Source organism: Streptomyces sp. CA-106110 (assembly GCF_050936285.1).
Taxonomy (GTDB): Bacteria; Actinomycetota; Actinomycetes; order Streptomycetales; family Streptomycetaceae; genus Streptomyces.
This window is the reverse complement of the sequence record NZ_JBNJNB010000001.1, coordinates 7153164-7176490: the sequence shown is the minus strand read 5'-3', so window position 1 is coordinate 7176490 and position 23327 is coordinate 7153164. Positions and strand designations below refer to the sequence as shown.

22 protein-coding genes and 1 tRNA gene are annotated in these 23327 nt (G+C 70.3%); 11 read left to right on the top strand and 12 right to left on the bottom strand.

Annotation, left to right across the window (positions count from 1 at the left end):
• Positions 1-117: 117 nt before the first annotated feature.
• Positions 118-267, bottom strand: a complete 150-nt coding sequence (locus ACQEXA_RS33205; RefSeq protein ID WP_433131882.1) for a hypothetical protein — start codon at positions 265-267, stop codon at positions 118-120.
• 138 nt (positions 268-405) lie between these two features.
• Here ACQEXA_RS33205 and ACQEXA_RS33200 point away from each other — a divergent pair, with 138 nt between their 5' ends.
• Positions 406-588: a hypothetical protein gene (locus tag ACQEXA_RS33200; RefSeq protein ID WP_432928682.1), complete on the top strand. Its 183-nt coding sequence runs from the start codon at positions 406-408 to the stop codon at positions 586-588.
• Positions 589-974: 386 nt separating this feature from the next.
• Here the strand turns inward: ACQEXA_RS33200 and ACQEXA_RS33195 are convergent.
• The 7 genes from ACQEXA_RS33195 to galU all read right to left on the bottom strand — a co-directional run bounded on the left by ACQEXA_RS33195 (position 975) and on the right by galU (position 6829).
• Positions 975-1048, bottom strand: a tRNA-Ala gene (locus tag ACQEXA_RS33195).
• Positions 1049-1147: 99 nt separating this feature from the next.
• Positions 1148-2422, bottom strand: coding sequence for a divisome protein SepX/GlpR (sepX, locus tag ACQEXA_RS33190; protein ID WP_432928684.1), 1275 nt, complete (start codon positions 2420-2422; stop codon positions 1148-1150).
• A 172-nt stretch (positions 2423-2594) separates the two neighbouring features.
• Complete coding sequence (locus ACQEXA_RS33185; protein ID WP_432928686.1) at positions 2595-3257, bottom strand: GNAT family N-acetyltransferase; 663 nt, start codon at positions 3255-3257, stop codon at positions 2595-2597.
• Positions 3258-3283: 26 nt separating this feature from the next.
• A complete protein-coding gene (locus ACQEXA_RS33180; protein ID WP_432928688.1) occupies positions 3284-3865 on the bottom strand; it encodes a MogA/MoaB family molybdenum cofactor biosynthesis protein in 582 nt (193 codons plus the stop codon).
• Positions 3862-4341, bottom strand: coding sequence for a cyclic pyranopterin monophosphate synthase MoaC (gene moaC, locus ACQEXA_RS33175; RefSeq protein WP_359404662.1), 480 nt, complete (start codon positions 4339-4341; stop codon positions 3862-3864). The genes ACQEXA_RS33180 and moaC overlap by 4 nt, the downstream gene beginning before the upstream one ends.
• Before the next feature lie 258 nt (positions 4342-4599).
• Positions 4600-5922, bottom strand: a complete 1323-nt coding sequence (gene glp / locus ACQEXA_RS33170) for a molybdotransferase-like divisome protein Glp (RefSeq protein ID WP_432928690.1) — start codon at positions 5920-5922, stop codon at positions 4600-4602.
• 4 nt (positions 5923-5926) lie between these two features.
• Positions 5927-6829 (bottom strand): UTP--glucose-1-phosphate uridylyltransferase GalU, encoded by a 903-nt coding sequence (galU, locus tag ACQEXA_RS33165; RefSeq protein WP_432928692.1) that lies wholly within the window; start codon positions 6827-6829, stop codon positions 5927-5929.
• 134 nt (positions 6830-6963) lie between these two features.
• Between galU and ACQEXA_RS33160 the strand changes: the two genes are divergently transcribed.
• Positions 6964-7566 carry a 5-formyltetrahydrofolate cyclo-ligase gene (locus ACQEXA_RS33160; protein WP_432939237.1) on the top strand — a complete coding sequence of 201 codons (603 nt, stop codon included), beginning with the start codon at positions 6964-6966 and terminating at the stop codon, positions 7564-7566.
• A gap of 62 nt (positions 7567-7628) precedes the next feature.
• Here the strand turns inward: ACQEXA_RS33160 and ACQEXA_RS33155 are convergent, their stop codons facing one another.
• Complete coding sequence (locus ACQEXA_RS33155; RefSeq protein WP_432928694.1) at positions 7629-10388, bottom strand: penicillin acylase family protein; 2760 nt, start codon at positions 10386-10388, stop codon at positions 7629-7631.
• A gap of 278 nt (positions 10389-10666) precedes the next feature.
• On the opposite strand from ACQEXA_RS33155, the gene ACQEXA_RS33150 reads away from it, so the two are divergent.
• The 6 genes from ACQEXA_RS33150 (at position 10667) to mscL (ending at position 16816) form a co-directional block, all read left to right on the top strand.
• On the top strand, positions 10667-12181 hold the full coding sequence (locus ACQEXA_RS33150) for a potassium/proton antiporter (protein WP_432939239.1): 1515 nt from the start codon (positions 10667-10669) through the stop codon (positions 12179-12181).
• A gap of 286 nt (positions 12182-12467) precedes the next feature.
• On the top strand, positions 12468-13739 hold the full coding sequence (locus ACQEXA_RS33145) for an MFS transporter (protein ID WP_433131880.1): 1272 nt from the start codon (positions 12468-12470) through the stop codon (positions 13737-13739).
• A 68-nt stretch (positions 13740-13807) separates the two neighbouring features.
• A complete protein-coding gene (locus tag ACQEXA_RS33140; protein ID WP_432928697.1) occupies positions 13808-14104 on the top strand; it encodes an FmdB family zinc ribbon protein in 297 nt (98 codons plus the stop codon).
• 78 nt (positions 14105-14182) lie between these two features.
• Positions 14183-15016 carry an S-methyl-5'-thioadenosine phosphorylase gene (locus tag ACQEXA_RS33135; protein WP_432928699.1) on the top strand — a complete coding sequence of 278 codons (834 nt, stop codon included), beginning with the start codon at positions 14183-14185 and terminating at the stop codon, positions 15014-15016.
• A 657-nt stretch (positions 15017-15673) separates the two neighbouring features.
• Positions 15674-16210 carry a hypothetical protein gene (locus tag ACQEXA_RS33130; protein ID WP_433131878.1) on the top strand — a complete coding sequence of 179 codons (537 nt, stop codon included), beginning with the start codon at positions 15674-15676 and terminating at the stop codon, positions 16208-16210.
• A gap of 135 nt (positions 16211-16345) precedes the next feature.
• Positions 16346-16816 (top strand): large conductance mechanosensitive channel protein MscL, encoded by a 471-nt coding sequence (mscL, locus tag ACQEXA_RS33125; protein ID WP_432928702.1) that lies wholly within the window; start codon positions 16346-16348, stop codon positions 16814-16816.
• 70 nt (positions 16817-16886) lie between these two features.
• On the opposite strand, the gene ACQEXA_RS33120 is transcribed toward mscL, so the two are convergent.
• A complete protein-coding gene (locus ACQEXA_RS33120; protein ID WP_432928704.1) occupies positions 16887-17081 on the bottom strand; it encodes a hypothetical protein in 195 nt (64 codons plus the stop codon).
• 182 nt (positions 17082-17263) lie between these two features.
• Here ACQEXA_RS33120 and ACQEXA_RS33115 point away from each other — a divergent pair, with 182 nt between their 5' ends.
• The 3 genes from ACQEXA_RS33115 to ACQEXA_RS33105 all read left to right on the top strand — a co-directional run bounded on the left by ACQEXA_RS33115 (position 17264) and on the right by ACQEXA_RS33105 (position 20550).
• Positions 17264-18289 (top strand): P1 family peptidase, encoded by a 1026-nt coding sequence (locus ACQEXA_RS33115; RefSeq protein WP_432928706.1) that lies wholly within the window; start codon positions 17264-17266, stop codon positions 18287-18289.
• A 139-nt stretch (positions 18290-18428) separates the two neighbouring features.
• The gene (locus ACQEXA_RS33110; RefSeq protein WP_433131876.1) at positions 18429-19643 is read left to right on the top strand and encodes a L,D-transpeptidase; all 1215 of its coding nucleotides are present in this window, start codon (positions 18429-18431) and stop codon (positions 19641-19643) included.
• Positions 19644-19800: 157 nt separating this feature from the next.
• Positions 19801-20550, top strand: a complete 750-nt coding sequence (locus ACQEXA_RS33105; protein WP_432928710.1) for a DUF6227 family protein — start codon at positions 19801-19803, stop codon at positions 20548-20550.
• An 86-nt stretch (positions 20551-20636) separates the two neighbouring features.
• On the opposite strand, the gene ACQEXA_RS33100 is transcribed toward ACQEXA_RS33105, so the two are convergent.
• Complete coding sequence (locus tag ACQEXA_RS33100) at positions 20637-20891, bottom strand: hypothetical protein (RefSeq protein ID WP_359405471.1); 255 nt, start codon at positions 20889-20891, stop codon at positions 20637-20639.
• Positions 20892-21155: 264 nt separating this feature from the next.
• Complete coding sequence (locus tag ACQEXA_RS33095) at positions 21156-23243, bottom strand: PTS fructose transporter subunit IIABC (RefSeq protein ID WP_432928712.1); 2088 nt, start codon at positions 23241-23243, stop codon at positions 21156-21158.
• Between the last annotated feature and the right edge of the window lie 84 nt (positions 23244-23327).

The following is a 23327-nucleotide window of genomic DNA, read 5'->3' as shown; positions in this document are numbered from 1 at the left end:
GCCCTACCAGCCGGACACCTGACAGGCAGGCCCCAACCACAGCCTCACAGATGCCGACGGAGCGGCCGTCGACCGATCACGGCCAGCGGGCCGCTTGCTCGCTACTGACCCACGCTCCTAGTCGGCCTCACCATGGATGATCTTGTTGTGGTCCACCACATCGCGCGCCATGAACCGAGGAAGGTCCTCGAGCCGCCGTTCGCTGACGGCCTCGAAGAAGCTCAGGACTACCTTCTTGTTCTCATCCACCATGGTGACTGCCCCCATCTGATCGGTTGTCAGTCACCGGGAGCCTATTCCTTGTGATCCACAGGCCGTAGCCGTATCCGCGCCAAGCACACTGCCATCGGCGTCCACTACGACTTCGGCGAGGGACATGAACTGCTCGGCCGGCGATTGCGGGACGTGCAGCTGAAGCGGGGGCGTCTCTACGAAGATGCACGGCAGCCGCGGACTGCTGCTCGACCAGACCGGCCGGCTGTCGGTGACGGGCTGCTCCGACCGGACGGCCACGTGGCGTGGGCGGGCGAAGATCAGCAGCAACTGGTCAGCCGGCTGCCCAAGTGGTTCGGCACCGCCGCCGACTGAGCGCACGGGTGCGATTCCAAAGGATGCCGGTTGTCGTCGGTCGGGGCGTCACGCTCCATGCACTGTCCAGACCCGGCGGCTCCTTTGCGCGCAGGGCCACAACCCGCTTTTGGCGCCAGGTAATTGCCCTTCCGGAATCCAGGAATCCATCGGCTTGGCCGGGGACGGACCGGACTTCATATTCGCATCGCGATGCAGATCCCGCGCCACAGCAAGATCGCAGTGACGAGGGAGGAGTCCACACGTCCCGCCCGAGGGGATCCGTCAAGCGCTGAGCAAGGCCGGGAAGCACCTCGGCAGCAAGATCCAAAGAACTGCTGTACTCCTCCGCCGTACAACACGTCAGAGCCCCGGTCGGTGTTCACCGACCGGGGCTCTGAGCTGCGTGGACCTGAGGGGATTTGAACCCCTGGCCCCCTCGATGCGAACGAGGTGCGCTACCGGACTGCGCCACAGGCCCTTGCAACGAGTGAAACTCTAGCATCCTCATCGGCCTGCCCGGAAATCCGTTCCGCCCTGGTCAACCACGGGGGGCGGAGGGCCGGCGGCGCACCCGCTGCTACTCGTTGGCGGCCTTGGGGCGCTCCCCGTCCTCGTACTGGTCGAACAGCGGGGTGCGCCCCCGCTCGCGGGAGCGGCGCGCGGACGCCGCGCGGCGGGCGTCGGTGCGGCCGCCGTCGGCGGCCTCCGTCTGGTCCTCGGCTTGCGCACCGGGCTCCCCGGAGTCCGGCTCGGCACCGGCCGCGGACGCGCCCGGTACCGGTGCAGCCGCCTCCGCCGCGCTCGACCGGGCCGAGCTCCACGCGTCCGGCGCCCCGAGGTCCACACTGGGCGTCGCCCGCGGAGCGACCGGCGCGGTCACATACGTCGGCAGGGGCACCGGCACAGGGTCCCAGCTGTCGCCGTGGCCGGGCCTGCGCTGCCGCTCGCGCTGCTGGTCCACCCACTCGGCGTGATCCGTCTGCTCGACCAGGGCGCGGCGGTCGGCCGCCAGCGCGGACAGCCCGGGATCACTTTTCGACTCGGGCCCCTCCTCCGGCTTGTCCGCGCCGGAGTCGACGGGCGGCCGCCGCCTCGGCTGTCGCTCGCGCAGCCGCTGCGCCGCCGCCTCGGCCCGCTGCCGGTCCATCGTGTAGGTGAACCGCTTGCGCTCCTTCGCCCTCAGATGCGCGATGTAGACGCTCAGCAGGACGGCGGGCACACCGGGCGCCCACAGGAAGGCCAGCCCCCCGACCGCGGCGACGATCGCGCCGAGCGTGAACGCAAGGAAGAGCACCACAGTCGTGCGCCGCCGGCGTGCAAGTACTTTCGAGCGCCGGGCACGCGCCATGGCCTCCGCCGATGACACCTTCCGGGCCCCGGGCGCCCCCTTGCCCGCCGCGGGGCGGGCGGCCTTCGCCTCGGAGGCGGGCGCGCCCTTGGACTGCGCCCCGGCGGCCTTGGACGGGGAGGGCGACGGAGACGGCGACGGGGTCTGCGTGCCGGGCTTGGCCGCGCCCGGGTCTGTCTGCTCGCGCCTGGCCTGCCCCTCCGGTTCCACCCGCGCCCGCGCCTGCGCCCCGGTCGGGGGCATGGCGAAGGCCCGGACGTCCACCGAATCGGTGACGACGTCCGGCCCGGAGCTGCGCTCCCCCTCGTCGGAGGAGCGCGCCCGCAGGTCCTTGGCGTATCGACGCGCCATGCCCGCCCGTCCGGACAGCAGCCGGATGGCTGTGCTGAAGCGTTCCGTCGGACGAGACTCGTTCAGCTCGTCCTGCCTACGGAGCCACATCGGCACCAAGTAGGCGGCCCAGGCCCCGACAATGACTGCGTAGATGAGGCCGCTGCTGCTCACGCCTCACACGGTAGAGGGGTTTGCATGGGGCCATCTGCCAATTGGGCCGGTGTGTCGCACGATCTGGCTGATATTTCGAACTTTTCTTGGGATCGATGCGATCAGCAGGCCATCGGGACCGCCAATTCATTGGCCCGGACGATCGTCGTCCGATCAATTTCGAACGTATTTTTTATTTACCGGGGTGGCTCGGCTTACTCGGATCCCTGCTCGTGCCCTGTATGCGGGCACTGCCGCTCTGCGCACCAGCCTGTTGTGAGCGTGCCCGGTGCCAGCGCGCCAGCAGTCCCTCGGGCACCTCTTCCGCGGTGAGTGCGAACACCAGATGGTCGCGCCAGGCCCCGTCGATGTGGAGATAACGCGGCCGGAGCCCCTCCTCGCGGAATCCCAGTTTCTCCACAACCCGGCGGCTCGGCCGGTTCTCGGGGCGAATACAGACTTCGATGCGGTGCAGTCCGACGGTCCGGAAGCAGTGGTCGACGGCGAGCGCCACGGCGGTCGGCATCACCCCGCGGCCCGCGACCGCCTCGTCCACCCAGTAGCCGACGTGCCCCGAGCACATCGAGCCCCAGGTGATCCCGGCCACCGTCAGCTGTCCGGCGAGCCGTCCCTGGTACTCGATGACGAAAGGCAGCATCCGGCCCGCGTTGGCTTCGCTGCGCAGATGCCGGACCATCTGGCGGTAGGTCGGCCGCTGGGTGAGGGGACCGCTGGGCGTGGGCGGCGGAATGGTCGCCTCCCATGGGCGCAGCCAGTCCCGGTTGCGCCGGTTGACCTCGCGCCAGAGCCGCTGGTCGCGCAGCTTTATGGGCCGGAGGACGACATCGCCGTCCACCAGCTCGACGGGCCAGGATGGGCTGTTCAGCTCGCACCCCCACTCGGTCTGGAGCGGTTCTCGCCGGGCGGGGACCCGTCCGCGTCGGCCCTCGGGTGGTCACCGCCGCGGAGCTGGTCGACGGCGTGGACCAACAGGGGTTCCAGCACGGTCAGTCCGTCCTTCACTCCGCCGGTCGATCCCGGCAGGTTGACGATCAACGTCCCGTCGGCGACTCCGGCGAGTCCCCGGGAGAGCGCCGCCGCGGGCACCTTCTCCCTTCCGAACGCCCTGATGGCCTCCGGAATGCCCGGCACCTCGTAGTCGATCACCGCGCGGGTCGCCTCGGGGGTGCGGTCGGTGGGCGAGAGTCCGGTGCCGCCGGTCGTGACGATCACGTCGTACCCGGCTCGGGACCCCGTCCGCAGCGCGTCCTCCACCGGGTCACCGTCCGGCACCACCCACGGCCCGTCGACCGCGAAGCCGAAGCGGGTGAGCGCCTCCGCGATCAGGGGGCCGCCCTTGTCCTCGTACACGCCCGCGGCCGCGCGGTTGGACGCGGTCACCACGAGGGCCGCGTAGGCCGCCGACAGGGCGCCGCCGGCCGGCGCGCCGTCCGGTGCCGTCATGCCCGGCTCCAGTCGCCGGACTTGCCGCCCGTCTTCTGCTCCACGCGCACGTCCGTGATGACCGCCCCCTTGTCGACCGCCTTGACCATGTCGATCACGGTCAGTGCCGCGACGCTGACCGCGGTGAGCGCCTCCATCTCGACGCCCGTGCGGTCGGTGGTCTTCACGGTCGCGGTGATCTCCACCGCGTCGTCCGCCACGGCCAGATCCAGCTTCACACCCGACACCGACAACGGATGGCACAGGGGGATCAGGTCCGGGGTGCGCTTGGCGCCCATGATGCCCGCGATACGCGCGGTCGCGAGCGCGTCGCCCTTGGGGACGCCCTCCCCGCGCAGCAGCTCGATGACGCGCGGCGAGACCAGCACGCGACCGCTGGCCCGCGCGGTGCGCTCGGTCACGTCCTTCCCGGAGACGTCGACCATGCGGGCGGCTCCCGCCTCGTCGATATGGGTCAGTCGGTCCTGCGTACTCATGTGCTGCGGCACTCCCGGTCCCGGGCCCGGCGCGGTGCGCGGGTCTGCTGTGCGCGACACGGTACCGCCAACTCGACGCGATCAGCCGAGCGAGGTCCACGGAGCGGACCTCCCGGTCAGGAAGGGGCTCCCCGGTACCGCGGGCCCGGCCGGGCGAAGGTCGCGGCCCGGGCACTTTGCGGCGCCTCACGGAACGCGGCGGCACCACTGGCCCGGCACCGCACGTCCGGGCGCGCGGCGGCCCCGAGGCCCCCGCCTTCAGCCGAGGAGGATCACCTCGACCTCGGCGCCCGGCTCGACGCAGGTGTCGTCCTCGGGGACGACGATCAGCGCGTCGGCGTGCGCGAGCGCTGCGATCAGGTGTGATTCCGCGCCGCCCACCGTGGTCACCGTGCCGTCGGCGTACTTCCCGCGCAGGAACTGCCTTCGGCCCGCGGGCGAGGTCAGCGCCTTGTCCGCCTTGAGGACGGCCCTGGCCCGGGGGCGGTGCACATCCGTCAGGCCCATCAGGGTGCGGATCGCCGGGCGTACGAACAGTTCGAAGGAGACGTACGACGACACCGGGTTGCCCGGCAGCGCGAGCAGCGGTGTGTGGTCACGGCCGATGACGCCGAAGCCCTGCGGCTTTCCGGGCTGCATGGCCAGCTTGCGGAACTCGACACCGCCGCCCGCCTCGTCCTCGTCTCCGACGGAGGTGAGGGCCTCCTTGACGACGTCGTACGCACCCACACTCACCCCTCCGGTGGTGACCACGAGGTCGGCGCGGAGGAGCTGGTCCTCGATGGCGGAGCGGAGCGTGTCGGCGTCGTCGGCGACCGCGCCGACCCGGTAGGCGATGGCGCCGGCGTCCCGTGCGGCGGCCGTGAGGGCGAAACTGTTGGAGTCGTAGATCTGGCCGACCGCCAAGTCCTCGTCGGGCTGCACGAGTTCGCTGCCGGTCGACAGGACCACCACACGCGGGCGCGGGCGCACCCGTACCGTGCCGCGGCCGATCGCGGCAAGCAGCGCGATCTGCGGCGCCCCGATCACGGTGCCCGCCTCGAGGGCGAGGTCGCCCGCCTTCACATCGCTGCCCTGTGCGCGCACATGCGCGCGTGCCTCCGCCGGGCGGTGCACGCGCACCTGCCCGGTGGCTCCCTCCGGGGCCACGCTGCGGGCCGGCATCCCGGAGACGGGACCGCCGCCGAGACCGCCGTCGGTCCACTCGACGGGCACGACTGCTTCTGCGCCGGGCGGCAGCGGGGCGCCCGTCATGATCCGCGCGGCCTGACCCGGTCCCACCTGGAGCAGGTCGGCCGCGCCCGCCGCGACGTCCCCGACCACCGTGAGGACGGCCGGGAACTCCTCGCTCGCCCCCGCGACATCCGCGACCCGCACCGCGTACCCGTCCATCGAGCTGTTGTCGAACGGCGGCAGTGAGACCGGCACCGTGACGTCGTCGACCAGGACGCACCCCTGGGCGTCGAGCAGCTGCAGCTCGATGGGCTCCAGGGGTCGAACGGTGGCGAGGACGTCCTCCAGGTGTTCGTCCACCGACCAGAGATGGTCCCGGTCGGCGGGGCGGCTCGCGGCGGCACTCAAATCGCTACATCTCCTCGGTCACGTAACTGCGAAGCCAGGTCCGGAAGTCCGGACCCAGATCTTCACGTTCGCACGCGAGTCTGACAATGGCACGCAGGTAGTCGCCGCGGTCGCCGGTGTCATAGCGGCGGCCCTTGAAGACGACGCCGTGCACGGGTCCGCCGACCTTCTCGTCCTCGGCGAGCTGCTGGAGGGCGTCGGTGAGCTGGATCTCGCCGCCGCGCCCCGGCTCGGTCTTGCGCAGTATGTCGAAGATGCTCGGGTCGAGGACGTAGCGGCCGATGATCGCGTAGTTGGACGGCGCGTCCTTCGGATCCGGCTTCTCGACCAGACCGCTCACCCTGACGACGTCGCTGTCCTCGGTGGTCTCGACGGCCGCGCACCCGTAGAGGTGGATCTGCTCCGGCGCGACCTCCATGAGCGCGATGACGCTGCCGCCGCGCTGCTCCTGGACCTGCACCATGCGGGCCAGCAGGGGGTCGCGCGGGTCGATCAGGTCGTCGCCGAGGAGGACGGCGAAGGGCTCGTGGCCGACGTGCGGGGCGGCGCACAGCACGGCGTGCCCGAGGCCCTTGGGGTCGCCCTGGCGCACGTAGTGCATGGTGGCGAGGTCGCTGGACTCCTGGACCTTGGCCAGCCGCTCGGCGTCGCCCTTCTTCTCGAGGGCGGACTCCAGCTCGTAGTTGCGGTCGAAGTGGTCCTCGAGGGGCCTCTTGTTGCGACCGGTGATCATCAGTACGTCGTCGAGCCCCGCGGAGACGGCCTCCTCAACCACGTACTGGATCGCGGGCTTGTCGACCACCGGCAGCATCTCTTTGGGGGTGGCCTTCGTGGCCGGCAGGAACCGGGTGCCGAGGCCAGCTGCAGGAATGACAGCCTTGGTGATCGTGGGGTGCGACTCAGTCATGCCCGCCACCATATCCGGTGGCAATGTGCGGAATCTGCACCCCCGCACGACTTGCTGCCATATGACCGCATTCAGGAAGGGCAGGACACTGACCTGTGGCTCCCAAGGAAAACCGGACCGAGCCTGACAAGCGAATGTTGCGGCGGGGACTCCTCGAGGTGAGGGACAGGTTGACGACGAATGACGTGCACGAGGCGGCCGCCGCCCTGGCCCGGCGGGCGCTGCAGCTGCCCGAGCTGGCTCAGGCGCGCACCGTGGCCGCGTACGTCTCCGTCGGCAACGAACCCGGCACCCTGGCACTCCTCGACACGCTGCGCGCTCGGGGAGTGCGGGTGCTGCTCCCCGCGCTCCTGCCGGACAACGACCTCGACTGGGGAACGTACGCCGGTCCCGACTCCCTCGTACGCGTCCGGCACGGCGGGCGGATGGCCCTTCTGGAGCCTGCGGGCGAACCGCTGGGCCCGGAGGCCGTGGGACAGGCCGACGCCGTGCTGCTGCCCGGCGTCGCGGTCGACGCGCGGGGCATGCGCCTCGGCCGCGGCGGCGGCTCGTACGACCGCGTGCTGGCCCGCCTGGAGCGCGCGCAGTCCGATCCCGCTCTGGTGGTGCTCCTGTACGACACGGAGGTCGTGGAGCGCGTGCCCGAGGAGCCGCACGACCGCCCGGTGCACGCGGTGGTGACCCCGTCGGGCGTACGCCGCTTCCGGGAGCCGTCCCGTGGGCTCAAGCGATCCTGAGCCCGAACGCGGACCGGCCCTCCACGCGCGCGTGGAGGGCCGGTCCGCGTTCACGGAGTCCGTCAGGGTTTGAGTTCCAGCGTGTTGGCAGTGCTCTTGTCGACGTCGGCCTTCGAGAAGTGCCACGACAGCAGCTCGCCGGCGGCCCACTTGTCCGTCTGGTCGGTGTAGTGGGCGCTGTAGGCGTGCCCGGAGGCACCGGTGAGGTTGATCCACTTGGACTTGTCCAGGTCGGCCAGGTTGACCACCATCCGCATCGACGGCACCCAGATGACGCCGTAGCCGCCCGCCGCGTTCCAGCCGGTGGCGTCCACGGCGGCCTCGCCTCCGTCGAGCTTCCAGGGACCGCGGTTGAGCATGTACTGCAGGACGCTCGGTCCCTCGCTGCCCAGGGTCTGGTTCTTCAGGAACAGGCGGTGCAGCCGGCCCCAGCTCCAGGTGTCGAGGTCCTTGCCCAGCTTGGCGGTCAGCTCCCAGCGCGCGTCCGTCAGGGCGCGCTTGAACAGGGCGTCGCGCGTCGTGGTGGCCGGCTGGGTGCGCGTCTGGGGCAGGTGCCACCAGTCGTTCGTCTGGTCGTAGATGATGTTGTTCACCACCTGGAACCAGCGGTCGCCGCCGTCCGGCTGCGCCTGGTCCGCGTCGCGCTCGCCGCACTCGCGCACCTTCTGGTCGGCGTCCGCGGGCCCAGTGTTGTCGGCCGGCTCGACCCACAGGCACTGGCCTTTGACGCGGAGCTCCTTGGGGAGCTTGTTGCCGAAGGCGAGTTTGAGGATGTTGCGCCAGACGGCGTTGAAGTACGCGGCTGCCGCGGAGTCGGCGTCCTGGGTATAGTCCCAGCTCTCGAGCAGTTTCTGCGCCTCGCGGACGTTCTTGTCGGAGACGTCGATCTTGAGGAGCTTGGGCACCAGCAGCTTGGCGATCTCGCTGCTGTTGTCGAGCTGGATCTGGCGCATGTCGTCGGTAGACATCTTGCCGCCGCCCTTGATCTTCAACTCGATCAGGTCGTTGATCCGCTGACTGCGCGCGCCGTAGCCCCAGTCCGTGGTGAGCGTGTAGGGGTACTTGGCCTTGTCGATCACGGCCTGGTTGGCGGTGACGATGTAGCCGCGCTGCGGGTTGTACTCGTAGGGCAGCGCTTCCTGCGGGATGTAGCGGCCCGTCCAGCTGTACTTGGAGCTCCAGCCGGGCGCCGGGAACCGGCCGTCGTCGCCCGGCGCGCGCACCGGGATCTTTCCGGGCAGCTGGTAGCCGATGTTGCCCTTGTTGCCCTTGGTGTCGGCGTAGACCAGGTTCTGCGAGGGCACGTCGAACAAGCGGGAGGCGGCACGGAACTCGCCCCAGTTCGACGCCTTGTCGATCTGGAAGACGGCGTCCATGGAGTGGCCGGGGTCCAGGGCGGTCCAGCGCAGCGCGATGCCGTAGCCGTTGCCCCGGTCGGGCGCCGCGGTCTGCACCGTCGCCTTCTTGCCGACCGTGACGAGCTCGTCGTCGCGGTCGGACAGCAGCGGGCCGTTGTTCGTCTCACGCACGACGATCTTCTTGGACGCACCTCCGGCGACCTTGATCGTCTCGGCGCGGGTGGTGAACGGCTTCACCGTGCCGTCGTAGAGGTAGCCGTCGCCGGAGAGCTTCTCCAGGTAGAGGTCGGTGACGTCGACGCCCGAGTTGGTCATCCCCCAGGCGATGCTCTGGTTGTGGCCGATTATCACGCCGGGCATGCCCGCGAAGGTGTAGCCGGTGACGTCGTACTGGCACTTGCTGGAGATCTCGGTGCAGTGCAGGCCCATCTGGTACCAGACCGACGGCAGTGAGGGCGACAGATGCGGGTCGTTGGCCAGCAGCGGCTTGCCGGTGATGGTGTGGCTGCCGGCCACGACCCAGGAGTTGGAGCCGATGCCGTTGCCGTTCACGCCGACGGCCGTCGGAACGTTGTCCAGGACCTTGGAGAGGCCCGACAGCTGGCTCTGCAGGGCCGAGGAGGCCGAGGTCGAGGTGGACGACGTCCCAGTCGCCGACTGCGAACCCTTCGAGCCGCGCGGCTCGAAGGCCTTGGTGAGGCTGTTGTACCGGCCCTCCTGGACGATCGGCTTGTTGATGTCGTAGGGGTAGTCCGGGTAGAGGTCCTCGATCTGCTTCGGGCCGAGGCGGCTGGTCATCAGGGAGCGGTCGATCTCGTCCTGCATGTTGCCGCGCAGGTCCCAGGCCATCGCCTTGAGCCAGGAGATCGAGTCGACCGGGGTCCACTGCTCGGGCGTGTAGTCGTTGGCGAAGCCCAGAGCCGCGTACTCCAGGGAGATGTCCTTGCCGTCCTTGCCCTTCAAGTAGGCGTTGACCCCCTTGGCGTACGCCTGGAGGTACTGCTTGGTCGAGGCCGACAGCGTGGTGTCGTACTCCTTCTGCGCCACCCGCTCCCAGCCGAGGGTCCGCAGGAACTCGTCGTTCTCGACCTGGCCCTTGCCGAACATCTCGGACAGACGCCCGGATGTCATATGGCGGCGCACGTCCATCTCGTAGAACCGGTCCTGGGCCTGGACGTAGCCCTGCGCCATGAAGAGGTCCTCGTCGGACGAGGCGTAGATCTGCGGAATCCCGTAGCCGTCACGTTTGACGTCGACGGGGCCCGTCAGGCCTTCGAGGGTGATCGATCCCTTGGTCTGCGGGAAGGAGGCGCGGACGGTACTGACGGACCAGTACCCCCCGTAGCCGAAACCTCCCACGAGGGCCACAACCAGGACGATCAGTAGCAGACGGGCTCTGCGCCCCTTCTTCCTGCCGGACTTGCCGGGCTTCTGGCCGGAAGAGGCGGTGGTGTTGGGGGGCATCGCTGTCCTTGCTGTCCTAACACGAGCGGCAGGGCGGGCTGTGCTTTCTACTGAGCGCTGGAGCAACCATAGGCGCAGGGCCCGACGCGTCTGGACGCGGAGTCGGGAACAGGCCCGGACTGAAGTTCGATCATCCGCCCTCGGTCGTCAAGAAAGCGTCAAGAGTTAGGTAAGGTAATGAAGTACCTGCACTGAAGCCCGCACCCACACCGGGCTTCGGGTGCTCGGATGGAGGCGTTCGCACCGCGGCGCCCGGATCGGCGAGAAGGGAACAGCCGCTGACTGTCCACCACCTCAACCAACTCTTGCTCGCCTGCTCGCTCGTTCTGCTCATCGCGGTGGCAGCGGTCCGGATCTCCTCGCGCAGCGGGTTCCCCAGCCTGCTCGTCTACCTGGGCATCGGCATCGCCATGGGCCAGGACGGAATCGGCGGCATCCGCTTCGACAACGCCGAACTCACCCAGGTCATCGGATACGCGGCCCTGGTCGTGATCCTGGCGGAGGGCGGTCTCGGCACGAAATGGAAGGACATCAGGCCGGCCCTGCCCGCGGCCACCTCGATGGCCCTCATCGGCGTTGCGGTGAGCGTCGGGGTCACGGCCGCCGGCGCCCACTACCTGACCGGTCTGGGGTGGCGGCAGTCGCTCATCATCGGGGCGGTGGTGTCGTCGACCGACGCGGCGGCGGTCTTCTCGGTGCTGCGGAGGGTCCCCCTCCCCGCGCGTGTGACGGGCGTCCTGGAGGCCGAGTCCGGATTCAACGACGCGCCGGTCGTCATCCTCGTGGTCGCCTTCTCCACGGCCGGACCCGTCCAGCACTGGTACATGCTCCTGCTGACGATCGCCGCGGAGCTGGCCGTCGGCGCCGCCATCGGCCTCGCGGTGGGCTGGCTGGGCTCCTGGGGCCTGCGGCACGTGGCGCTGCCCGCCTCCGGCCTCTACCCGATCGCCGTCATGGCCATCGCGGTCGCGGCCTACGCGGCCGGCGCGCTCGCCCACGGCAGCGGCTTCCTCGCCGTCTACCTCGCCGCGATGATCCTGGGCAACGCGAAGCTGCCGCACTGGCCCGCGACCCGCGGTTTCGCCGACGGGCTCGGCTGGATCGCCCAGATCGGCATGTTCGTCCTGCTCGGTCTGCTGGTGACCCCGCACGAGCTGGGCGACGACATCCTGCCGGCCCTCGTCATCGGCCTGGTGCTGACCATGGTGGCGCGGCCGCTGAGCGTGGTGGCGAGCCTCGTGCCGTTCCGGATGCCGTGGCAGGAGCTGACGCTGCTGTCGTGGGCCGGGCTGCGCGGTGCGGTGCCCATCATCCTGGCGACCATCCCCATGGTGAACGGCGTCGATGCCAGCCACCGCATCTTCAACATCGTCTTCGTCCTCGTGGTCGTCTACACCCTCGTCCAGGGCCCGACCCTGCCCTGGCTGGCCCGCCAGCTGCGCCTCGGCGAGGGCCCCGGAGCCTCCGATCTGGGCATCGAGTCGGCTCCCCTGGAGCGACTGCGCGGACATCTGCTGTCCGTCGCGATTCCCGAGGGTTCACGGATGCACGGCGTCGAGGTGAACGAATTGCGGCTGCCCGCGGGCTCCGCCGTCACCCTCGTCGTCCGCGAGGGGAAGTCGTTCGTGCCGCTGCCGACGACGGTGCTGCGGCGCGGGGACGAACTCCTCGTGGTCGCCACCGACCAGGTCCGCGATACGGCGGAGAAGCGCCTGCGGGCCGTCGGTCAGGGCGGCAAGCTCGCCGGATGGCTGGGCATGACCGGCGACGAGGGGCCGGACCGCAGGCGTTAAGCGCATGCTTCCGGTACATCACACCGCGCTGAATCCCAGGTGAAGAAGGGCATGGTGCGCGCTTTCACAGGTGTGTTCGGCCTTCACCTCTGTACACTCAAGGCGCACCCTGATCGAACCAACTCTGCCTGACGCAGAGCTGGCGCGACCGTATGGCGGCCGGGACGCTCCCCCTGCGAGCGCCGGTATCTACCGCAGTACGCGCAAGAGGACAGCTCTCGGCGTGCCCCGACGGCGAACGCGCCCAACGGGGGCCGCGCTACCAGGCGGCAGAAAGGCACGGGCCGTGGCATCCACGGTCACCTCGAAGTCGTCCCGTCCGGGCTACACCCGGCTGCTGCGCACCCGCGGCGCCTGGACGTTCCTGATCCCGGGCTTCGCGGCGCGTCAGCCGTTCGCGATGCTCACCCTCTCCATCGTGCTGCTGGTGCGGCACACGACCGGCTCGTACGGCGCCGCGGGCGCCGTCGCGGCGGTCACCGGTGTCTCCATGGCACTGTGCGCGCCTTACAGCGGCCGGCTCGCCGACCGCCACGGTCAGCGCGCGGTACTGCTCCCCGGCGTCCTGGCGCACACCCTGGCCGCTGCCTCCCTGACGGCGCTCGCGCTGGCGCACGCACCCTTGTGGGTCCTGTTCGCGGCGGCCGTCCCCACCGGGGCCTCGGTACCGCAGATCGGTCCCATGGTGCGCGCCCGGTGGGGCGTGAAGCTCCAGGACTCGCCCTTGATGACGACGGCGGCGGCCTTCGAGTCCGTCACCGACGAGCTGACCTTCGTGGTCGGGCCGCTGCTGGCGACGGCCCTGTGCACCACCGTGGCACCGGCCGCGGGCCTGCTCACCGAGGCAGCGCTGACCCTGGTCGGCGGTGTGCTGTTCGCCGCCCAGAAGGGCACGCAGCCGCCCATCGCCGCCGTGCGGCACGCGCGCGTGGAGCACACTTCCGCCCTGCGGATCCCCGGTGTGCGAGTGCTGATCGTGACCTTCCTGGGCATCGGCACCGTCTTCGGAGGCATGCAGGTCTCGCTCGCCGCGTTCACCCAGTCGATCGGCGAGCCCGGCCTGAACGGCGCCCTGTACGGAATCTTCGCCGCCGGCAACATGCTCTCCGGAATCGTGTGCGGCGCCGTCGCCTGGAAGGCCGCCCCGCAGCGCCGCCTGGTCATCGGCTACACGGCTCTCGCACTGACCGCCTCGGGTCTGTGGACCGCGCACTCCGTGGTCGTCCTGGCCGGCCTCGGCCTTCTGGTGGGCATGTGCATCGCACCGGCCCTGATCACCGGCTACACGCTGGTCGAAGGCCTTGTCCCGGCCGGCGCCCGCACCGAGGCCTTCACCTGGCTGACCGGCGCCGTCGCGCTCGGCCAGGCGGCAGCGGTCACGGTTGCCGGACAATTGGAGGACCGCCTGTGGGGCGGCGCCGGTTTCCTGGTCCCGATGGCCGGGACGGTGCTGGCACTCGCGACCCTCGTGACCCTGCGGTCACGGCTGGCAACACACCCGGCCGGCCGCACTGTGGCACGTGGCGTCGGTCACCGCGTGCCGCTCACGGTGGACTGATCCCGAGGAATACGACACTATTGATGGTCGTTAGCACTCATTAAGTGAGAGTGCCAGGAGGAAGACTAGTGCCGACCTACCAGTACCAGTGCACCGAGTGCGGCGAGGGCCTCGAGGCGGTGCAGAAGTTCACCGACGACGCACTGACGGAGTGCCCCAACTGCGGTGGCCGCCTGAAGAAGGTGTTCTCCGCGGTCGGCATCGTCTTCAAGGGCTCCGGCTTCTACCGCAACGACAGCCGCGGCTCGTCCTCGAGCAGCAGCCCGGCGACGTCCAAGCCGTCGAGCTCCTCGTCGTCGTCCAGCTCGTCCTCCTCGTCGGACTCCGGCTCGTCGTCGACGAGCAGCACCTCCTCCGCCGCGTAAGGCTCTGCCGACCGGACCCCGCCGTCTCATGGGACAGCGGGGTCTTCGTGCTGTCCGGGGCCAGCTACTGTGCTCGCCATGGAGAACGCAGAGATAGGCGTCATCGGCGGTTCCGGCTTCTATTCCTTCCTCGACGATGTGACCGAGGTCCGGGTCGACACCCCGTACGGGGCGCCCAGCGACTCTTTGTTCTTGGGGGAAATCGCCGGCCGGCGCGTCGCCTTCCTCCCCCGCCACGGCCGCGGACACCATCTGCCGCCCCACCGCATCAACTACCGCGCCAACCTGTGGGCGCTGCGCGCCGTCGGCGCGCAGCAGGTCCTCGGGCCCTGCGCGGTGGGCGGGCTGCGCCCCGAGTACGGTCCCGGGACGCTCCTCGTACCGGACCAGCTGGTGGACCGCACCAAGGCCCGGACCCAGACCTACTTCGACGGGCTGCCGCTGCCGGACGGCGCCGTGCCGAACGTGGTGCACGTGTCCCTCGCCGACCCCTACTGCCCCACTGGCCGCATCGCGGCGCTCCAGGCGGCGCGCGGGCGCAACTGGGAAGCGGTGGACGGCGGCACGCTGGTCGTGGTCGAGGGCCCGCGGTTCTCCACCCGTGCCGAATCGTTGTGGCACCAGGCGCAGGGCTGGTCCGTGGTGGGCATGACCGGCCATCCCGAGGCTGTGCTCGCCCGTGAACTTGAGCTCTGCTACACGTCGTTGACCCTGGTCACGGACCTCGACGCGGGAGCGGAGACCGGTGAGGGCGTCTCGCACGACGAGGTGCTGAAGGTGTTCGCGGCGAATGTGGACCGGCTGCGGGGCGTGCTGTTCGACACGGTGGAGGGTCTGCCGGCGAACGAGAAGCGGGACTGCCTGTGCCGGACGGCGCTGGGCGGGATGGATCCGGGGTTCGAGCTGCCCTGATCGACGGAGCGGACGCCGGGCGGGCCGGGCTGGGGGTCGGTGGGGGCGCGGGCGTCGGCGTGGGGACGGGACTGGGTGTCGGCGTCGGCGTCGGCGTCGGCGCCGACGCCGGGATGGGGGTAGGCGACCGTCCCGACCTTGGGATGGGCGTTGGCGTGGGCCTCGGTGCCGGTGTGGGCACGGGCCTCGGCGTCGGGAAGTATCTGGGCGTAGGTCTCGGTCCCGGCGCGGAACTTCCCGTTCGGGTGGGCGAGTTGTCCACAACCGGCCAGTAGTCCACGGTCGTCAGCGGACTTCGGCGCGAAGCCTCATCGTGGATCGCGTTCCGATCTCGCGATGCAGGTGGTGATCAGAATGACCCGTTTCTCGGCCTACGCCCCGTCCTCTCCTACGTCGGCTTCTTCCCCTCCGACCTGGGCTTCCTCTCCTTCCGCACGCCTCGCACCCCCGGCCGACGCTGTGATGCGTACGCACGGGCACGCTTCCGGGGCAGCGTCACCGCGAGGGGATGCCTACGTGCACCGGCCTCACGAGCCCGTCTTCGCGGACCGACCACCTGGGCACGCCTTCTCGTACCCACCGCCCGGGGAGACCTCCGCGTGGCCGATCCACCGGCAGGACTCAGTCCAGGCATGCGCCGTCCGGCCGGATCCGGACGTGCTCGCCGACCCACCGGACGCCGACGCCCCGGTCCGCGCGGACACCCCTCCCACGTGCTCAGTGCCGCATTTCGCTCCCGTACGGGTGCGCGGCGGCCGCCATCAGCTGCGGCGTCTGGTGCGGCACCGAAGGCGGGCCGTGGCCATGGGCCTGGCGGTCACGGCGGCTGCGCTCGTGGCGACCGGGCCGGGCGGCTCCGAGGGTGCCCGGGGACATCCGGACGCCGCTCGGCGCCCGACTGCGGCGGCCGACCCCGGACGGGAACGGCGCGCGGTCGAGATGGTGACGGCGCCGGTACGGATCGCGGACGGGGCCACGGTCCGAATGCTGCGTCCCGGCGCCCGGGTCGACGTGATCGCGGCCGACGGGGGCGGCGGCGCGAAGGTCGTCGCGGCCGGGGCCCGTGTGACCCGGGTCCCGGACGTCGACCCGACCGAGAACGGCGCGCTGGTCGTGCTCTCCGTGCCGCGCACCACGGCGGCGCGCCTGGCCGGCGCCGGAGCGACCTCACGGCTGGCGGTGACGCTGTGCTGAGCGGGCGGGCGAAGCTTACCGACGGGTCACGAAGTGCCCTTCCTCATGGCATGCGCTGGACAAGCCCGGGAAGCCCTGACGTAGGTTGCGGACCGGTTCGTTCCGCAGCATGCGCGATCAAGAAAGGGCCCACTGGTGGTCAAGAAGAAGGAGCCGAGCATCTGGCAGGGCTTCAGAGCCTTCCTGATGCGAGGAAACGTCGTCGATCTGGCGGTCGCGGTGGTCATCGGTGCCGCCTTCACCAACATCGTCAACTCGGTGGTGAAGGGGGTCATCAGCCCGGTGGTGGGCGCGCTCGGCACCAAGAGCCTGGACAGCTACAGCTCCTGCCTCAAAGCGCCGTGCACGGGCACCGGCGACACCGCGACGGGCGTGCGCATTTTCTGGGGCTCGGTCCTCGGCGCCACGCTGAACTTCGTGATCACGGCAGCGGTCGTCTACTTCTTGATGGTCCTGCCCATGGCCAAGTTCCTGGCCCGCCAGGAGGCCCGCCGCAGGGCGAAGGAAGGCACCCACGAGGTGGTGGAGCTGACCGAGCTGGAGGTGCTCAAGGAGATCCGCGACGCCATAGTCGCCGAGCGCGGCTCCGGCCGGAGCCAGTCCTAGCCGTCCGACGGCCCGGCGGCGCCCCAAAGGATCCGTTCACAGGCGCGCGCCCTGCGAGGGGGAGCGTCCGTCACAGGTGGTGGGGCGGCTTCTCGTCGAGGAAGCGCGCCAGGTCGGCGGCGCTGTCGCCGCTCGACGCGGGCTTCTCGCCCCACCCCCGGTCCGTGTCGTCCGAGGACTGCTGGTTCAGCGGGTCGTCGAAGACGAGGGCGTCCTTGGGCTCGGGCTGGGAATCCCGCTGCTCGCGGGAGGGGGTGGTGCTCATACCACCAGCGTACGTCCACGGCGGCGCGCCACGGGGCGTCGCCCAGATCCGCGGCTCCCCGCTGGCTCCGGCCCCGGCACCGCTCCTCCCTGCCACCGACAACCACGGTGGCCAGGACGGGCCATCGCCGGGATCGGCGCACGGGAGGCTCTGAGTGACGGGGGACGAAGGATCATGGGCACATGACAGTTGACGCTCTGACAGATGTCATGGGTCTACGCGTGGGGCACGCGACACGCATCGGCGACGGCCGGCTCACCGGGGCCACGGTCGTCCTCGCCCCGGAGGGCGGCGCGGTCACGGCGGTGGACGTGCGCGGTGGCGGTCCCGGCACGAAGGAGACCGACGCGCTCGATCCACGCAACCTCGTGCAGAAGGTCGATGCCGTCGTCCTGACGGGAGGCAGCGCGTACGGGCTCGACTCGGCGTCGGGCGTGATGGCCTGGTTGGAGGAGCGCGGTCGCGGGGTGCGGGTCGGCCCCAAGGCGACGCACGTCGTGCCGGTCGTACCGGCCGCCTGCATCTTCGACCTGGGCCGCGGAGGCGACTTCAAGGCCCGGCCGGACGCGGCGGTCGGCCGGGCGGCGGTGGAGGCGGCAGCCGCCAGCGAGCCGGGGGCGCCTGTTGCGGAAGGCTGCGTGGGCGCGGGCACGGGGGCGACGATCGGGCAGCTCAAGGGCGGAGTCGGTTCCGCGAGCGTCCTGCTGGACTCGGGGATCACGGTGGGCGCTCTGGTGGTGTGCAACGCGGTGGGCTCGGTGATCGACCCGGAATCGGGGGCTCTGTACGGGGAGTTGCTCCAGGGCCACTTCGACCACCCGTCGCCGGACGTGCACGAGGCCGCAGGGCGGCGCCTCGCCGAGCTCGCCGCCGAAATGCCGCGCTCGCTGATGAACACGACCCTCGCGGTCGTGGCGACCGATGCCGAGCTCACCAAGGCGCAGGCGCAGAAGCTCGCGGGCGTCGCCCACGACGGGATCGCCCGTGCCGTACGTCCGGCGCACTTGCTCAACGACGGGGACACGGTGTTCGCGCTGGCGACCGGCACGCATCCGCCGACGTCCGCGAGCCCCCTCGCGCTCAACGAAGTGCTCGCGGCGGGCGCGGACCTGGTGACGCGGGCGATCGTACGGGCGGTGCGCGCCGCGGAGTCGGTGGACGGGCCGGGCGGGACATGGCCGTCGTACGAAGAGTTGTACGGCCGTTAGACACCGGCGCGGGACGATTGTCCCGGTTCTGTCACGTGATGGTGTTCAACGCGGTGGAAGGGAACCCTTTGCCGCAGTGTCAGCTCTCTCTCCACGTACTCGAGCGGACCACCCACATGACAACGACCTGGAGAAGCTTGTGACAACGCCGGACAGGCGAGCGCGGCGCGCACTGGGGGCCTGTGCCGCTTTGATGGTCGGCGCCCTGACCCTGACGGCCTGCGGTGGCAGTGCCAATGCCGACAACAACAAAAACGGACAGGACTCCGCCAAGACCTCGGCCGCCAAGATCGCCATCTCCGCGAAGGACGGTTCGACCGACGCGTCCATCAACGCGACCGGGGTGCGGGTCAGTGACGGCAAGCTGACCGAGGTGAAGATGACCGTGGCGGGGACGGGCACGGCCGTTCCCGGCAAGGTGTCCGCGGACGGGACGTCCTGGAAGCCCGCGCAGCAGCTGGAACGCGGGACCAAGTACGAGATCTCGGCCACCGCCAAGGACGCGGACAACCGTGTGGCGGCCGCCAACTCCATCTTCACCACGGTCTCGTCGGCGAACAGCTTCATCGGGACGTACACGCCCGACAACGGGACGACGGTCGGCGTCGGAATGCCGGTTTCCTTCACCTTCGACAAGGCGATCACCACCAAGAAGGCCGTCCAGTCCCACATCACCGTGACCTCCAGCAGCGGGCAGCAGGTCGTCGGGCACTGGTTCGGGTCGCAGCGGCTGGACTTCCGCCCCCAGGACTACTGGAAGGCCGGCTCCAAGGTCACGATGAAGATCGACCTGGACCGGGTCGAGGGCGCGAACGGCGTCTACGGCGTGCAGAAGAAGACCGTGTCCTTCACCATCGGGCGCTCACAGGTCTCCACGGTCGACGTCAACACGCAGACCATGACGGTGGTGCGGGACGGCAAGACGCTGAAGACGGTCCCGATCTCGTCGGGCAACCCGCAGCACACCACGTACAACGGGCAGATGGTGATCTCCGAGAAGTTCGTGCAGACCCGTATGAACAGCCAGACGGTGGGTCTCGGCGGCGAGTACGACATCCCGGACGTGCCGCACGCGATGCGGCTGACCGGCAGCGGGACGTTCATCCACGGCAACTACTGGTACAACAAGGCCAACCCGCCCTTCGGTCGCGAGGGCACCAGTCACGGCTGTGTCGGACTCGCGGACGTGCAGGGGGCCCAGGGGGACACCTCCGCCAAGTGGTTCTACGACAACTCGCTGATCGGCGACGTGGTGATCGTCCAGCACTCCCCCGACACAACGGTCGCTCCGGACAACGGCCTCAACGGCTGGAACATGCCGTGGAGCGCCTGGACCGCGGGAAGTACCGTCTGACTCCGGTCATATGACGAACACTCGGGCCGCGCGGGAACTTTCCGCGCGGCCCGTCCGTTTTCCCACCGTACGTTTTCTCGGTTCCCGGACATGATGTCCGATCGAGGGGCTACGGTATGCACCCACAAGGTGACATGCAGCAACGCCGGGAGAGACCTTGAGCGTTCCGTACGAGACGGCAGCGTACGAGTCAGCCCAGTCGCCCGAGTCTCCTGAGGAGCACCTCGAGCGGCTCCTCGGCCGTGCCCTGAACTCCTTCGAGCTGCCGGACGAGACGATAGGAACGCTCGACTGCGCGCTGGCGTACGACAGTTCGCTGCACTCGGCGCACCACAGCGCGGGACTGCACAGGGAGACGTACCGGCACACCTGGCTGCTCGCGGACGGCTCGGCGGTCACCCTGTGGGAACTGGTCCACAACACGGGCGCGAACGGTCACCTGGAGCACGAGCTGTACGCGGACGAGGAGGAGCTGCGCGCCGCCACGGCCCGGCTCCCGCTGCCGCCGGACGCGCCCGACTTCGAGCTGCCCGTCGTGGTGCAGATGTCGCCCGTCCCCGAGCCAGGACACGCCTATGTGCCCGACGACTCGGCTGACCACGCACGCCGGCTGCTGCGCCGTGCGGAGAACCCGGACCGGCCGGACACGGAGCTGGCGACCTTACTGTTGGGCTCGGCGTTCGCGCACGAGATCACGCAGGCCTTCGGGCGCCCGAACCGGGCCGGGCAGGCGGGACTGTGCTTCTCGCTCTACGAGCACGCCTTCCTGCTGCGGGACGGCCGGGAGCTGTCCCTGTGGGAGGTCGAGCACACGGCGACGCCGGACGGCCGACACATGTGCGAGGTGTACGCCTCCGAGGATGCGGCGCGCGAAGCGATGGAACGACGCGCGGCGACGCTGGGCTGACACCGCACGATCCCTCGGCGCCCGTTCCAGTTCCAGGAACGCCCTCGTCGTAACCCGCTTCAGGGGCGGCCTTGCCGCAACCCGTTCTAGGAGCGGCCCTCGTCGAACTGCCGCATAAGGCCCGCGAAGGCGTCGCGTTCGGCCGGGGTGAGTTCCACGGATTCCAGGGCCGGGCTCGTCTGCTGGGGCGGGAGGGCGCGGAGCGCGGTGCGGTGGCGCCGGACCGATTCCTCCAGGCGGCGCTGATGCACGACGCGACCCACACAGACGATCCAGACGGCGGTGGCCAGGGCGAGGAGGGGCACACCCAACAGCTGGAAGGTCGACACGTGCGCAGGCATGTCCCCAAGTAGACACCACGATCCGGGCTTTTGACCCTGGATCGTGATGCATATCGCAGATACGACGAGCAGTACGAAGGGGTCAGATCTGCCCAAGCAGCCACGGCCCGGCCCGGCCTCGCGCCCATGACGCTCGTCACAAGGCCCGCAGCATGTCCCTGCGCGCCGTCAGAAACGCGTGGCCCGGTCTGCCGCAGCCTCCAACGCACTTCGGCCGCAGCCCCGTCGCGGGGCTGCGGCCGATATGTGAGGGACGGTTGCTCGTCAGGCGGCGACCGGCTGCTTGGAGTCGCCGCGGGCGGCTATCGCCCCTCCGGCGGCCTCCTTCGCGGCACCCTCGGGGCTCTGCTTGCGCATGCCCTTCAGGACCACCACCAGGACCGTGGTCACACCGACGCCGGCGGCGATGGCCACCAGGTAGAGCAGGGGATTGCCGATCAGCGGGACCACGAAGATGCCGCCGTGCGGGGCACGCAGGGTGGCGCCGAAGACCATCGACAGGGCGCCGGTGACCGCACCGCCGATCATCGACGAGGGGATCACGCGCAGCGGGTCGGCCGCCGCGAACGGGATCGCTCCCTCGGAGATGAAGGAGGCGCCGAGCACCCAGGCCGCCTTGCCGTTCTCACGCTCGGTCTGCGTGAAGAGCTTGCCGCGCACCGTCGTGGCCAGTGCCATCGCCAGCGGCGGGACCATGCCCGCGGCCATCACCGCGGCCATGATCTTCATCGCCGAGTCGCTCGGGTTGGAGACCGCGATGCCGGCCGTGGCGAAGGTGTAGGCGACCTTGTTGACCGGTCCGCCCAGGTCGAAGCACATCATCAGGCCGAGCAGCGCGCCGAGCAGGACGGCGTTGGCACCGGACAGGCCGTTGAGCCAGTCGGTCATGCCCTTCTGGGCGGAGGCGATGGGCTTGCCGATCACGACGAACATCAGGAACCCGACGATCGCCGACGAGACCAGCGGAATCACCACCACCGGCATGATGCCGCGCAACGTCGCCGGGATGTGGATCTTCTGGATCGCCATCACCACCCCACCGGCGATCAGACCGGCCGCGAGGCCGCCGAGGAAGCCGGCGTTGATGGTGAGGGCGATCGCGCCGCCGACAAAGCCAGGGACGAGACCGGGCCGGTCCGCCATGCCGTAGGCGATGTAGCCGGCGAGGACCGGGACGAGGAAGCCGAAGGCCACACCGCCGATCTGGAACAGCAGGGCGCCCCAGCTGTCCGTCTGGGTCCACACGAAGTGGTCCATGACCGACGGCGCCTTGTTGACCTGCCAGCCGCCGATCGCGAAGCCGAGGGCGATGAGCAGACCGCCCGCGGCGACGAACGGAACCATGTAGCTCACGCCGGACATCAGCCACTTGCGCAGCTTGGTGCCGTAGCCCTCGCCGGAGTCACCGGCGCGCTCGACGGGCGTTCCGCCAGGTGCCGCCGCGGTGACCTCACCGCGCGCTGCCTTGTCGCGCACCTCGGAGATCAGCTCGGCCGGGCGGTTGATACCGGCCTTCACACCGACGTCGACGGTCGGCTTCCCGGCGAAGCGGTCCTTGTCCCGCACGGGCACGTCGTGGGCGAAGATCACACCGTCCGCAGCAGCGATCACGGCGGGGTCGAGCCGGGTGAAGCCGGCCGAGCCCTGGGTCTCGACGACCACCTCCATGCCGGCCTCACGGCCCGCGTTCTCCAGCGACTCAGCGGCCATGTACGTGTGGGCGATGCCGGTCGGGCAGGAGGTGACGGCGACGACACGGAACGGGCGCTCGGCGGAGCTGCCGGTGTCGCCGGCCGGGGCGGACGTGTCCGCGGACGCCGCCTTCGCCGCGGCCGCGCCGTCCGCGGTGGCGCCGGAGGAGGCCGCCTCGGTCGACGCCACCGCGGAGTCTTCGGAGCCGGCGGCCGGGGCCTCGTCCCCGCGGATGAGCGCGGCCGCGGCCGCGGCGTCGTCCACGGCCCGCAGCGCGGAGGTGAACTCGGCGTTCATCAGCTGGCGGGCAAGCGACGACAGGATCGTGAGGTGAGCGTCGTCCGCGCCCGCCGGGGCGGCGATCAGGAAGATCAGATCGGCCGGACCGTCGGCGGCGCCGAAGTCGATGCCCCGCGCGCTGCGCCCGAAGGCCAGCGTCGGCTCGGTGACGTGCTCGCTGCGGCAGTGCGGGATGCCGATGCCGCCGTCGAGGCCGGTCGGCATCTGGGCCTCCCGCGCCGCGACGTCGGCGAGGAAGCCGTCCAGGTCGGTCACCCGGCCTTGGGCCACCATCCGCTCGGCGAGGGCGCGTGCCGCCGCCTCCTTGGTGTCGGCGGACAGGTCGAGATCGACCAGGTCCGCGTTGATCATCTCGCTCATCGCGGGCTCCTTCGCACGCGTATCGCCCGGGGCTCTCGGTGGGCGCGGGTGGGGACGGGGATGCAGGGTGGTGCAGGGATGGAA